This is a genomic window from Sphingorhabdus sp., from assembly GCF_029865925.1.
Classification (GTDB): domain Bacteria; phylum Pseudomonadota; class Alphaproteobacteria; order Sphingomonadales; family Sphingomonadaceae; genus Sphingorhabdus_B.
This window is the reverse complement of sequence record NZ_JARXAI010000008.1, coordinates 1-12,734: the sequence shown is the minus strand read 5'-3', so window position 1 is coordinate 12,734 and position 12,734 is coordinate 1. Positions and strand designations below refer to the sequence as shown.

At 56.0% G+C, this 12,734-nt stretch carries 11 protein-coding genes; 5 read left to right on the top strand and 6 right to left on the bottom strand.

Annotation, left to right across the window (positions count from 1 at the left end; translation table 11 throughout):
* Positions 1 to 124 precede the first annotated feature (124 nt).
* Positions 125 to 790, top strand: a complete 666-nt coding sequence (locus QE270_RS00775; RefSeq protein WP_300033873.1) for an OmpA family protein — start codon at positions 125 to 127, stop codon at positions 788 to 790.
* 7 nt (positions 791 to 797) lie between these two features.
* Here QE270_RS00775 and QE270_RS00770 read toward each other — a convergent pair whose 3' ends face one another.
* Positions 798 to 2,021 carry an FAD-dependent monooxygenase gene (locus QE270_RS00770; RefSeq protein WP_300033871.1) on the bottom strand — a complete coding sequence of 408 codons (1,224 nt, stop codon included), beginning with the start codon at positions 2,019 to 2,021 and terminating at the stop codon, positions 798 to 800.
* 165 nt (positions 2,022 to 2,186) lie between these two features.
* On the opposite strand from QE270_RS00770, the gene QE270_RS00765 reads away from it, so the two are divergent.
* From QE270_RS00765 to ribA, 4 genes are all read left to right on the top strand, one after another.
* Positions 2,187 to 4,511, top strand: a complete 2,325-nt coding sequence (locus QE270_RS00765; RefSeq protein WP_300033869.1) for a DNA translocase FtsK 4TM domain-containing protein — start codon at positions 2,187 to 2,189, stop codon at positions 4,509 to 4,511.
* Positions 4,512 to 4,575: 64 nt separating this feature from the next.
* The gene (locus QE270_RS00760) at positions 4,576 to 5,199 is read left to right on the top strand and encodes an outer membrane lipoprotein carrier protein LolA (protein WP_300033867.1); all 624 of its coding nucleotides are present in this window, start codon (positions 4,576 to 4,578) and stop codon (positions 5,197 to 5,199) included.
* Positions 5,200 to 5,480: 281 nt separating this feature from the next.
* Positions 5,481 to 6,287: an exodeoxyribonuclease III gene (gene xth, locus QE270_RS00755; protein ID WP_300033865.1), complete on the top strand. Its 807-nt coding sequence runs from the start codon at positions 5,481 to 5,483 to the stop codon at positions 6,285 to 6,287.
* The gene (gene ribA, locus QE270_RS00750) at positions 6,284 to 7,348 is read left to right on the top strand and encodes a GTP cyclohydrolase II (protein WP_300033863.1); all 1,065 of its coding nucleotides are present in this window, start codon (positions 6,284 to 6,286) and stop codon (positions 7,346 to 7,348) included. The genes xth and ribA overlap by 4 nt, the downstream gene beginning before the upstream one ends.
* A gap of 24 nt (positions 7,349 to 7,372) precedes the next feature.
* Here ribA and QE270_RS00745 read toward each other — a convergent pair whose 3' ends face one another.
* The 5 genes from QE270_RS00745 to QE270_RS00725 form a co-directional block, all read right to left on the bottom strand.
* Positions 7,373 to 9,403 (bottom strand): PBP1A family penicillin-binding protein, encoded by a 2,031-nt coding sequence (locus tag QE270_RS00745; RefSeq protein ID WP_300033861.1) that lies wholly within the window; start codon positions 9,401 to 9,403, stop codon positions 7,373 to 7,375.
* A gap of 44 nt (positions 9,404 to 9,447) precedes the next feature.
* Entirely contained in the window at positions 9,448 to 9,840 is a 393-nt protein-coding gene (gene msrB, locus QE270_RS00740; RefSeq protein WP_300033859.1) for a peptide-methionine (R)-S-oxide reductase MsrB, read from the bottom strand.
* Positions 9,841 to 9,967: 127 nt separating this feature from the next.
* Positions 9,968 to 10,990, bottom strand: coding sequence for a DNA polymerase III subunit delta (holA, locus tag QE270_RS00735; protein ID WP_300033857.1), 1,023 nt, complete (start codon positions 10,988 to 10,990; stop codon positions 9,968 to 9,970).
* Positions 10,987 to 11,475 carry an LPS assembly lipoprotein LptE gene (lptE, locus tag QE270_RS00730; RefSeq protein ID WP_300033855.1) on the bottom strand — a complete coding sequence of 163 codons (489 nt, stop codon included), beginning with the start codon at positions 11,473 to 11,475 and terminating at the stop codon, positions 10,987 to 10,989. Before lptE ends, holA begins: the two co-directional genes overlap by 4 nt.
* A partial coding sequence (locus tag QE270_RS00725; RefSeq protein WP_300033853.1) for a class I tRNA ligase family protein occupies positions 11,472 to 12,734 on the bottom strand: 1,263 nt, incomplete at its 5' end. The genes QE270_RS00725 and lptE, both read right to left, overlap by 4 nt.

Sequence of the window (12,734 nt, the reverse complement as noted above, 5' to 3'; positions counted from 1 at the left end):
GGGGCATTTGACAACAAAATGCATAGCACCACGTTATGGGGGAAAGGATGCAACCGATTGAAATCTTAATCACAGGTTCATCGCGCGTGTCGTTTCAACGATGCTCATGTTGAAAGGGAAGATAATGAAAAAGAACCAAATGATTACGCTGGCGCTTGTTGCAGCAATGCTTCCATTGTCGGCTTGCGTCACTGATCCTACGACCGGAAAGCGCACGATTTCTAAAGCAGCAATTGGTGGCATAGGCGGAGCACTGGGCGGGTATCTTCTTGGCGACTTAATCGGCGGCAAGCGCGATCGTACCGAAAAAATCGTAGGGGCCGGGATTGGCGCTTTGGCGGGTGCAGGCGCAGGATATTATATGGACGAGCAGGAAAAGAAATTGCGTCTGCAAACGGCCGGCTCAGGTGTTAACGTTATTCGTGACGGAGATAGTCTTGTGCTCGACATGCCATCGGAAGTGACCTTTGGCGTCGACAGCGCCAATATTGACGCTGGTTTCCGCAACACGCTTGACCAAGTCGCATCGACGCTGACTCAATATGAAAAAACCTATGTCGATGTGATGGGCCACACCGATTCCACAGGGTCAGATGCCTATAACCAGACATTGTCGGAACGTCGGGCCTCGGCAGTTGCCGATTATCTGTCGATACGCGGCGTTCAGTCAGCGCGCCTTGCAACGCGTGGTTATGGTGAAAGCCAGCCTAAGGCGAGCAATCTTGACCCCGCCGGCCGCTCGGCAAACCGCCGCGTGGAAATTCGCCTTGTGCCGGTCACGCAGGGGTAATCGGGCTTTAGAGCGACACCCCTTGAAGCAATTTGGGCAGCGCACCGCTTTCCCCGCGAGCTTCGGCCATGAAAAAGGCCTTCGCCGGCGCGACGCGCTGCACCATAGCCATTCCAAAACGCCGGACCGCCGATGCCGTTTTTCCGGGAATCGAGAACAACCGGTTCAGCCCGTCTGTCGAAACTGCGATCAGCAATGTATCGATGCTGCGCCACCGGCCATAGCGCTCAAGTAACTGCGCATCGCCGAAACAAAGGCCCAAACGCATGCCGTCGACCAAGACTTCAGTTAGCGCCGCCACGTCCCGAAGGCCCAGATTGAGCCCCTGACCTGCAATCGGGTGAATGCCGTGCGCACTGTCGCCAATCAGCACCATCCGTTCTGCGGCAATCGACGCGGCATGGTGGAAACCCAATTTGTAGGACGACAACGGCGCGGACAATTCGACTTTGCCTAACAATCCGCCCATGCCCTTCTCAAGCTCGGCTGTGTACCCACGCGGGGACAGCTTCAAATAGCCTGCTGCGTCTTCGGATCTGACTGACCAGACAAGCGCTGAACGATGGCGGCCATCCTCTGCATCCAGCATGGGCAGTACTGCAAACGGCCCTGTGCGGTAAAAGATTTCATATGCAATATTGTTATGCGGCAACTCGTGATAAATCGCACCGACAATGGCATGATGCGCATATTGCCAGTGCGCGATGTGAATGCCGGCCTCTTCACGCGTTTCGCTCCTTCGGCCTTCGGCAACGATCATCAGGTCTGCCATTAGCACCCGACCGCTTTCAAGGGTCACGGTTGCCGCGCCTGAATCGCGGGATTTGCTGATGATATTGGCGGGCATGTGCAACTGGATTGCGGCATGTTCCTGCGCAGCCCGGTACAATACGCCTCGCAAATATCGACTTTCGAACATTTGGCCCAAAAATCCGTCATCCTCGGCTGGCGCGAAATCGAGCGATCCCGATTTCAGGCTATCGCTGACCCAGATTTTCTCAATCGGGCAGCCTTTGCCAGCCAACGCATCGCTAAGCCCGATTGCTTCGAATAATTTGTAGCTTGAGCTCGATATCGCAAAAGTGCGTCCATCATAAGCAGCATCAAGCATGTTCGCTTGATCCGCGCGGTCAATGACATGGCTGGTGATGCCCTGCGCAGCGAGCGCCAGAGCCTGCGTCAGGCCAATAAGGCCACCGCCGATGATGATTACGTCTGCCTTGTTTTCCATATCCTACCTATGCCGCAAGGAAGCGCCGGATTCAAAGGGGGATTTTGACTGTAGCTTTTGTGCATGCGTTCCCCTTTTGCCCTGTAATACTTGACGGGGAGTCCGACGAAGGCGAAAAGGGTGTATTCGGTCCTTTGCGACCTCCTACATACTGGCAATACCGACATGGCCTCGCGCGTTTCTAAATTTACCTCGAAATCGAACATGGCCAATTGGCGTCAAATGATGCGCGCGTCATTGATACGCAGCGGCGCGTTGCTCGGCGCCGCTGCTTTAGGGCTGTTTGCGCTGTTTTATGGGCTGGCGGTACTCAGTTATTCGGCTGCAGACGCCGCGTTTAACAGCGCAGCAGCGGACGTGCAGCATAACTGGATGGGTCGGGGCGGCGCGTATGTGTCCGATGCAATGTTGTTTGTCTTTGGCGTGCCAGCGATTTTTCTTTTCCCGCTGCTGTTGGTGTTTGCCCGACGTCTGTGGCGCGATGTGCCACAGCCTCAGTGGAGGCGGCAATTAGTCTTGTGTCTTATCGGAATGCTGCTGATCGGGTTTGGCATGGCGTATTGGCAACATAACAGCGACATCGGACTGCCCGCCGGATGGGGTGGAACAATTGCGCTCTTGTTAGACAACGGGACCAGTGCGCTTGTTGGCCAAATCAAGGGCGTATTCGGGACCTTATTGCGCATTCTCATCATTCTCGGCGCGTTGGCGGGCGGTGCTGCGCTCGTTATTCGCTCGCTTCAGCTTGAACGGCCGCTGTTGCGCATTCCAAAGCTTGCCATGCCGAAATTCGGTAGCGTTACGGGGGGCGCCCACGCCTTGATGGGCGATGATTTGGCCCCGCCACAGATTGTTGAGCCTAAACCACCGCGCAAGTCGGTGGAGCCGGATCAACGCAAGCCGCCGGTTATTGAAGATCGCACGCTGGCACCGAAAAAAGCGGCATTTGCGACGGGCGCACGACAAGGCGACTTTTTCGGCAGCTTTGCTTTGCCATCGCTTGAGTTGCTCGATCCGCCACCTGCCATCTCTGTGCCTAAACTTGACAAAGCGGCGCTTGAAGCAAATGCGCGGCTGCTTGAATCGGTTCTCGATGATTTCCACGTCAAAGGGCAGATTGTGGCGGTGCGGCCAGGCCCAGTGGTCACAATGTACGAACTTGAACCCGCGGCTGGTATTAAATCAAGCCGTGTCATTCAATTGGCCGAAGATATTGCGCGCAACATGTCCGCGCTGTCGGCGCGTGTTTCGACAATTCCGGGACGGACGGTTATGGGCATTGAATTACCCAATGCGCACCGTGAGGCTGTGGTTTTTCAGGAAATGGTGGGGTCTGATGCTTTTGCCGAGCAGAAGGGCGCGTTGCCAATAATTTTGGGCAAGAACATTTCCGGCGACCCCGTCATAGCTGATCTTGCCCCAATGCCTCATCTTTTGGTCGCAGGGACAACGGGGTCGGGCAAATCGGTTGGCCTCAATTGTATGATATTGTCGTTGCTATACCGCCTGACGCCGGACCAGTGCCGGATGATCATGATCGATCCCAAGATGCTTGAATTGAGCAGCTATGACGATATCCCGCATTTGTTGTCGCCTGTTGTAACGGAGCCTGCAAAAGCCATTCGCGCACTGAAATGGGCGGTGGAGCAGATGGAGGAGCGTTACCGGATGATGTCCTCGCTTGGCGTGCGCAATCTTGCGAACTTTAATGAAAAGGTTCGTAACGCAGCAGCAAAAGGTGCGCCATTGGGACGCAAGGTTCAGATCGGTTACGACCCGATGACTGGCCAGCCACAATATGAGGAAGAGAGCCTCGCTTACGAGCCGATGCCGCAGATTGTGGTTATCGTCGATGAGCTTGCGGACCTCATGATGACTGCAGGCAAGGAGGTTGAATTCCTCATTCAACGCCTAGCACAAAAGGCGCGCGCGGCGGGTATCCACCTGATTATGGCAACGCAGCGACCTTCGGTAGATGTCATCACGGGTGTCATCAAGGCAAACTTGCCCACGCGAATCTCGTTCCATGTGACATCGAAAATCGACAGCCGGACAATTCTAGGGGAGCAAGGGGCAGAGCAACTGCTGGGTAAGGGCGACATGCTATATATGGCGAGTGGCCGAGGGCTGACGCGCATTCACGGCCCCTTTGTGTCCGATGATGAAGTGCGGCGCGTTGCGGACCATTGGCGTGGCCAAGGTCAGCCGGATTATATTCAGGCTGTGACGGAAGAACCTGAAGAGGGCGGCTTTGACTTTGGCGGTATGGGCGGTGACGATAGCGAAGAAGATTCACAGTATCGCAAGGCGTGCCAAATTGCGTTTGAAAGCCAGAAGGCATCCACAAGCTGGATTCAGCGCCAATTGCGCATTGGTTATAACAGCGCAGCGCGACTGATTGACCGGATGGAGGAGGATGGCTTCATCAGCGCTCCGAACCATATCGGCCGCCGTGAAGTGCTGCGTGACCGGAACGGCGACCCAATTTAGGCGTTAAGACGGGGTTCAAGGCAAGCGCGATAATGGTCGCCACACCCTCTCCAAGGAAATAAAGATGACATATCTGAAATATGCCCTGTTTTTCGCGCCGATAGCGTTGGTTGCGACCGTACCAACAACGGCACAATCCTCGTCTGCGCGTTTGGCACGCGTCGTGGCGCACATGAAAGCGGTTGGCACGATGTCGGCTGACTTCACCCAGACGGATCGAAACGGAAGGGTATTAACGGGTAAGCTACTGCTAAAACGTCCGGGCCAAGTGCGTTTTGAATATCAAAAGGACGTGCCGTTGCTCATCGTGGCCGATGGCCGCGCGCTGACCATGGTGGATTACGAGGTAAAACAAGTGCAGCGTTGGCCAATCCGCAACAGTCCGCTTGCCGCGTTGCTTGACCCAGGTCAGGATCTCGGTCGCTATGGCAAGGTTATTCCTTCGTCCACTGATGACGTTATCAGCGTTGAAGTCCGCGATGCCAAACGGCCTGAATTTGGCACAATCACTATGATCTTCGTCGCCAAACCCGGAGCTCCGGGCGGCCTGACGTTAAACGGATGGGTTGCGCTGGATTCAAAAAACAACCGGACCAGTCTTCGGCTAAGCGACATCAACTATAATGGTCCGATCGGTCAAAACGCGTTTACGTGGAGAGACCCGCGCCCTGTTCGCAGAAAATCTTAGGCCTGACGACGAACCGATGCTCAGCGCCGATAAACTGCAGCGACGTAGCTATTTGTTCATCTCAACGACAGGAAAGCAGCTATAAAGAGATAGTCAGTGGTTGAGAGTTCGTGTGGTTTCCCCCCTGTTGCCCACGGAATTATATCATCGCTGATACCCGCGTGACGAACGCAAGCTTAGCCCTCATCCCATATGCCCCCGGGATGAGGGTTTTCTTTTTTGGGCTGAGGTGCCTTCACTGGCTTGCTCCAACGGCTTCTGACATCTAGGGCCGTATTCCTATGTCCCAGACCATTCGCATCGCCTCGTGGAATATAAACTCGGTTCGCGCCCGTATCGACATCGTTGAGCGGTTCTTGAAGGAAGAAGCGCCGGACGTTTTGTGTCTTCAGGAAACCAAGGTTATCGACAGCCTGTTTCCCGAAGGATTGTTTCGGCAACTGGGCTATCGTCATTTTGTTGTGAACGGCATGCCCATGCATCATGGTGTCGCCATCGTTAGCAAATTGCCCCTGATCAACCGCCGCGTCGAAGATTGGCAAGCCAATGGCGAAGCCCGCCATGTTGGCGCAGAGCTCAACATTGACGCCGCCAAAGGTGTTCGGATCGACAATGTCTACATCCCCGCTGGCGGCGAAGTGCCAGACAGTGAGGTCAATTCGAAATTTGGCCAGAAATTGAACTTCCTAAAACGTATGGCCGACTGGTCGCGTAATGTGACTCAGCCAACTATCCTGACCGGCGATTTCAACGTCGCTCCGCTCGAACAGGATGTTTGGAGCCACAAGCAATTGGTGAATGTCGTTAGCCACACGCGGGTTGAGCTTGAGCATTTGGCTGAAATTCAGGCAGCAGCCGACTGGGTGGATATTGCACGGCATTTTGTCGACCCATCGAAAAAGCTTTATACGTGGTGGAGCTACCGCGCTCAGGATTGGGAAACATCCGACCGTGGGCGCAGGCTCGACCACATGTGGGTGACGCCTGACCTCAAGGAAAAGGCAAAGGCGCATATCGTGCACAAACATGTGCGTGGCTGGGGCAAGCCGTCCGACCATGCACCTATAGTGACGGAATTCGCCTTTTGAGCGGCCCCAGCGCAGCGTCGGGAGACCCGCGCCGCGCGGCGGTCGCGATTGACGCGCTGCGCCGTGGCTGGCCAGTTACCGTTCAACATTTCGATAAGCTGCTGACCGTAATGGCGGTCGAAACGGCGCAGGATATTTCTGGCGTCCACGCGATGTTGCTTTCGGCAAGCCGCGCCGCGATATTGAAATTAACAAATCAGCGCGCTGCTGCCGATGGCGACCGTCCGGTGCTGATCAAGGCGCCCGCTGACCTCAACCTGAACCTCGCATTGGCGATTGCCGACCCAAGCCTTGACCTCGCATACCCGATGAAGGGCCCCTTTGCAGCGCTGGCCTTGGACGACGGCCAATCTGCTGCGGCGGCCATTGAGCTTGCGCGGTTGGCAGGTCTGCTCCCTGCGTTTCTCGTTTTGGAGGGCGCTCATGCGCATCCGGTTTATGTTAGCCCGCTAGATGTTTCAGCGTTCGACGACAGCGGCGCCCTGCGCATTGCGGCGCGCGCCAAGTTGCCCGTTGCTGCAAATGTCGATGCTGAAATTGTAGCGTTCCGGACAGCCGTCGATGCGTCCGACCATGTGGCGTTGTTGATGGGCACGCGCGACTCGTCGCCGCCCGTCGTCAGGCTGCATAGCGAATGTCTAACGGGTGATGTTCTCGGCAGCCTTAAATGCGATTGCGGCCCGCAATTGCATGAGGCGCTGCAGCAAATTTCGGACGCGCGGTGGGGAATATTATTATATCTGCGGCAAGAGGGGCGCGGAATTGGCCTGATTAACAAATTGCGGGCATATGCGCTTCAGGATCAGGGCTTTGACACCGTTGACGCCAATACCCGGCTTGGCTTTGCCATAGACGCACGCGACTTTTCGGTTGCCGCGCGGATGCTTCAGTTACTTGGCGTCGAACGGGTGCGCTTGCTCACCAACAATCCCGAGAAAGTCGGCGGCTTGCAAGATGCCGGTATCACGGTTGAGGAACGCTTACCCCTGAAGATCGTCGCTAATCCACATAATGCGCAGTATCTTGAAACCAAGAAAAGCCGGACAGGGCACGCGCTTTAGATTTTGCTGAGAGGGACGCGGCCGTCAGCGGGCGTTTTCTGCTCCTTCGGGCGCAGGTCTAGGTTCCCTTCGTCCGCCGATGGCCCGTTCAATAAATGCGTCGTCCAGCGGTTGTGGTTCAGCCGTTGGTTCAAGGCCTGGGTCCTCAATCGTAGGATCGCCCTCAATCGGCATCCCGTTTTCATCCAGCTGCAGCAGCTCTTCCTCTCCCAGCAATGGCTCTTCGCCTTCAAGCCTTTCCGGGAACGTAACTTCGGTCGCGAATTTTTCGACAGGGCGATTTGCTAACGCAATACGCATATATGCCGCCCATGCTCGCGCTGGGGCGCGTCCGCCTTCAAGCCCGCCTATTGACCGCGCATCATCGCGGCCCATCCATACACCAGTAGTAAGTCCACTGGAAAAGCCCAAGAACCAACCATCCTTATTGCTTGACGTTGTGCCCGTCTTGCCCGCAACGGGTCGCCCGATATTGGCGGCGCGTCCCGTGCCCGTGGCGACGGCGGACTGCATCAAATCGGTCATGGCGCCGGCAACCCAACCGTCCACCAGTTGCACCGAACTGGAAGGCGTGGCTGCGTACAGCGTCTCGCCGTCAATCGTCGTGACTTTGGATATGCCATAAGGGGTAACTTTACGTCCCTTGGCAGCGACGGCGGCAAACGCCTGGGTCATATCAATTACCCGCGCTTCTGAAGTACCGAGAACCATGGACGGCTGTGTATTGATGGGCGTGGTGATGCCGAATCTACGCGCCATATTGGCGATGCTGCTGGCACCGACTTCCTGCCCAATTTGCGCAGCCACTGTATTTTTCGAATAGGCAAAGGCCGTCCGCAACGAAATGGAACCGGCATATTTACCACCGCTGTTTTTGGGTTGCCAGCCGTCGATTTCGACGGGCTTGTCCTCGACCATGTCTTCGGGGCGAAAACCAGCCTCTAAGGCAGTTAAATACACGAATAGCTTCCACGCAGAGCCAGGTTGCCGGACTGCAGTCACTGCGCGGTTATAGTTGCTGGAGACATAGTCTGTTCCGCCGACCATCGCCTTAACCGCGCCATCGCGATCAATAGAGACCAAGGCGCCCTGCGCCCCGCGCGGGACATTTGTGGCTATTGCCGTGGTCGCTGCGCGCTGCATTTTGAGGTCAAGCGTTGTCCAGACATCGATAGGCTTTTCGGTTTCATCAATAAGGCCGTTCAGTTGCGACAAAATCCAATCCGTGAAGTAGCGCACGCTATCCTGCGCCGATTCTGCGGCGAGCTTTACATCGGCTGGTTTAACGCCTGCCGCTTCTGTTGCGGTAATCATGCCCGCATCTTGCATGACGGCAACAACGACTTCGGCGCGATCGACCGCCGCTTGCGCATCGGCCGTTGGAGCGTAACGCGAGGGTGCCTTGACGAGGCCAGCAATGATGGCGGCTTCGGCTAGGCTGATATTTTCTGCGCCATGGTCGAAGAATTTCCGGCTCGCCGCATCAATGCCATAAGCGCCGCCGCCGAAATAGACTTTGTTCAGATACAATTCGAGAATTTGGTCTTTGGAAAATTTGGTTTCCATCGCCAACGCCAGAATGATTTCCCGGATCTTGCGACCGAACTCTTTGTTGCTGTTCAAGTAAATGTTGCGCGCAAGCTGCTGCGTGATGGTTGAGCCACCTTGGGTCCAGCGGCCCTGCACTGCCCGCGCGTAAAATGACCGCGTTATGCCGATTGGGTCAACGCCCGGATGCATATAGTAACGGCGATCCTCCACCGCGACCATTGCATCCTTCATTTCAGACGGCAGCTGATTAATCGTAAGCCAGCGGCCGAAGCTCGGGCCAAGCGATTGGATAACCGTGCCGTCGGCTGCACGGATGCGGATCATCTGGCCATTCGGCGATGCCTTCAAATCTTCAAAGCTGTCGATTTCGCTGCGTGCGATGGCGACGAAAATGCCAAGCACCAGAAGACCCAGAAAAGTAGCGATAACGCCCGCTTTGACGATACGGTAAAACCACGTTCCCATTGGGCTTCGTTCTTTCGAAATCTTGCGTGCGCGTGCCATCCGTCGAGTGTTAATCGGTCATGGACTCGGCGACAAGCGGCTTCTTAATCGGGATCGAAAGCGAGCGCCGCGCTATTGATGCAATAGCGCAAGCCAGTTGGGCCTGGACCATCGGGGAATACATGCCCCAAATGACCCTCACAGGCTCCGCAGCGCACCTCTGTGCGCACCATGCCATGCGAGACGTCAGTATGCTCCTCGACCACGGTACTATCGGCTGGCGCGGTGAAACTAGGCCAGCCCGATCCGCTATCAAATTTTGTGTCTGATGCGAATAGGGTCGTGCCGCATCCGGCGCAGCGAAATTCGCCATCACGCTTTTCGTCGGTTAGCTCTCCGGCAAAGGCGCGCTCGGTGCCTGCCTCACGCAGAACGTGATATTGCACCGGATCAAGCGCCGCGCGCCATTCGGCATCAGATTTGATAATTTTTTCCATGGATCAGGGCCTTTCGTCTGGTTGATGTGGTGGTAGTGCCCCAGTGGTTCAAGAACCAGCCTTAACAGCGACCCGACCGCGGAACACCGAAGGCCCTTATCTACCGAGCTCATCACTAAGCTGGATTTTAGCCGCGCCGGGCCGCTGCACGCGCGATACGCACCAGCTCCTCCTCCAATATGGTCACGCCAAGCCCGTCGCGTACCTGCATCAACTTTGCCTCAACCTCAAGCAAATGGGCATTAAGTCCCGCAAGCCGTGCAGACGGCCATCTGCCTAGCTGCTGCGCATAATTGTCGGCGTCTTTCCAGAAAATGGAGCGCGTTGCCTTCACGACGGCACCCGGGTTGGCGCCATTGTCTAACTTCGTACGCATCGCGGCGAGCATTGTCACCCGACGTTGCATTGCACGAATGATGCGGATGGCATCAACACCCAACTCGCGCGCGGCGATCAGTTCACGACCCGTACCCCGCAAGTCACCGCACATGACGACATGCACGAGGCCATTTACATTTTCCTCGCCGGTTTCGGCTGACAATGCCTCAAATATGGGTACCTCTGCGGTTGCCGGGCGCTGGGGCGACGCGTCATAATATAATGCCAGCTTTTCAATTTCGGCCTGTGCTAGCTTGCGGTCTTGCCCTGTGTAACGCGCAATACGAGCGGCCAGTGGCCTGTCGATTTTTAGCCCCGCTGTTGCGGCATAGGCCATCACGGCCGCCGCCGCGTCGCTCTCTTCCGGTAAATAGCAGATGAATGCCATCGCCCGGGGATGCGCCTCCAATAGCTTACGCAATTTGCTGGCCTTGGTCAGGTTTCCTGCGGTGGCAATCACCGGATTTGCATCGCCTTCAAGCGCCAGCAAATTCTCAACCGCTGCCAACCCTTCTTCGCGCCGGAAATTAAGGCGGATGTGTCTTTTATCACCAAATAAAGAGAGCGCAGATGCCTCGTCTGCCAATAAGGCAGGGTCATTGCGAATACGGTCGCTGTCAATATCGACGCGCTCTGACCCGACCAGCAGAGCGGTCATTTGCGATGCAATGTCGGCAACAGCGGATTCATCCTGACCGAAGATGAAAAACATCCGGACGTCCGGACGTGCGCCAATTGCGCTAATGAAGCTGCGTTCTTTTGCGCTGCTCATTCGCCGCGAGCGTAAATAGAAAGCCGCGTTACAATCTGGTCCGCAACCTTTTCCGTCAGATTCTCGAGCGCGCTGTTTTCGCCAGCAATTGTAGCATATTCGGAGCTTACGACGTCAATACCCGCATCAGACCCGGCGGTCGCATCCAGAACTGTTTCGCCAGTGGCGGTGGAGATAAGCTGATATCGCGCACGCAATGTCCGCCGCTCACGGGTGACGGTATCATCGGCGCGCACGCCAAAACCTGAGATTCGGTCATCAAGCGTCACTACCAACCGGAATTGCGTAGAAACATTGTTTTGGGTCCCCAGCCGATCGTTTAATGCATTGCGCATCAACCATCCGTTTTTACCTTCAATGGTGCCGACGCTAATTGTTCCAAGCGTGGCTGCAACTGAGCCTTTTGATCCGCCGCTATATAGGGGCTGCAAACCGCATGCGGGCAGTATCATTACGAGAAGGATTGGAGCGATGTAACGGTTCATAGGACGATATTGACCAGCCTGTCGGGTACGACGATGATCTTCTTGATGTCCGCGCCGTCAACCGCATGCTTAACCTTTTGGCTTGCAAGCGCAAGCGCCTCAATCTCGGATTGCGGCAGGCCCTTGGCGACCGTCAGCGTGTCGCGCAACTTGCCCCTGACCTGAATGGCTATGGTCACTTCATCTTCTTGAAGCAATGCGGGGTTAACAACTGGCCATGCTGCGTCGGCGATGAGTCCGCCGCCCAATTGCGCACCAAGCACGGTCCAAGCTTCCTCGGCTAAATGTGGCACCATGGGCGATGACAGCAGGACGATTGTCCGGATTGCAGCATCGCGACTTGCCGATGGCGCGGCCTTTTCGATGGCGTTGGCGAGGTCGTAAATCTTGGCAACAGCTTTGTTGAAGGCAAGCGCCTCAATATCGACGCCAACGCCAGCAATGACCTGATGGGTTTTGCGGTCCAACGCCTTGTCAGAGCCCTCTGCACCGCTCACTTGCGATGTCAGGCGCCACAAGCGCTGTACAAAGCGCCAGCAACCCTCAATGCCCGCTTCTGACCATTCCAGATCGCGTTCGGGCGGGCTATCGGACAGCATGAACCAGCGCACGGCATCTGCACCATATTGGTCAACAATGTCATCGGGATCGACGACATTCTTTTTGGACTTGGACATCTTTTCGATGCGGCCTGCAACTGCGGGCGCGCCGCTGTCGATAATTGTCCATATGTCGCCTTCGCGGCGGACTTGGTCGGGGCTCAGCCATGTGCCCTTTGCGTCTTGATAGGTTTGGTGCGTGACCATGCCTTGCGTGAACAAAGACGCGAACGGCTCTTTCACATCAATCAGGCCGATATGGCTTAACGCGCGTGTCCAGAAGCGGGCATAGAGCAAATGCAAAATCGCATGTTCAACGCCGCCAATATATTGGTCAACGGGAAGCCATTTTTCCGCAACCGCGCGATCAAATGGCTTGTCATTTGGCTGGCTTGCAAAGCGGATAAAATACCAGCTGGAGTCGACGAAGGTATCCAGCGTGTCGGTTTCACGGCGTGCAGGCTGGTGGCACTGCGGGCAATCGACCTTGCTGAACGTCGGGTGCCGATCAAGCGGGTTTCCGGGGATGTCGAAACTGACATCTTCGGGCAATTTTACTGGCAATTGATCGTCGGGCACTGGGACCGCGCCGCATGTCTGACAATGGATGATGGGGATTGGCGTGCCCCAATAACGCTGCCGTGAAACGCCCCAGTCGCG

What these genes read in the sequence shown, in the direction of transcription:
- QE270_RS00775 (WP_300033873.1), top strand. Translation starts at nt 125, where the DNA reads ATGAAAAAGAACCAAATGATTACGCTGGCGCTTGTTGCAGCAATGCTT.
- QE270_RS00770 (WP_300033871.1), bottom strand. Translation starts at nt 2,021, where the DNA reads ATGGAAAACAAGGCAGACGTAATCATCATCGGCGGTGGCCTTATTGGC.
- QE270_RS00765 (WP_300033869.1), top strand. Translation starts at nt 2,187, where the DNA reads ATGGCCTCGCGCGTTTCTAAATTTACCTCGAAATCGAACATGGCCAAT.
- QE270_RS00760 (WP_300033867.1), top strand. Translation starts at nt 4,576, where the DNA reads ATGACATATCTGAAATATGCCCTGTTTTTCGCGCCGATAGCGTTGGTT.
- xth (WP_300033865.1), top strand. Translation starts at nt 5,481, where the DNA reads ATGTCCCAGACCATTCGCATCGCCTCGTGGAATATAAACTCGGTTCGC.
- QE270_RS00745 (WP_300033861.1), bottom strand. Translation starts at nt 9,403, where the DNA reads ATGGCACGCGCACGCAAGATTTCGAAAGAACGAAGCCCAATGGGAACG.
- msrB (WP_300033859.1), bottom strand. Translation starts at nt 9,840, where the DNA reads ATGGAAAAAATTATCAAATCTGATGCCGAATGGCGCGCGGCGCTTGAT.
- holA (WP_300033857.1), bottom strand. Translation starts at nt 10,990, where the DNA reads ATGAGCAGCGCAAAAGAACGCAGCTTCATTAGCGCAATTGGCGCACGT.
- lptE (WP_300033855.1), bottom strand. Translation starts at nt 11,475, where the DNA reads ATGAACCGTTACATCGCTCCAATCCTTCTCGTAATGATACTGCCCGCA.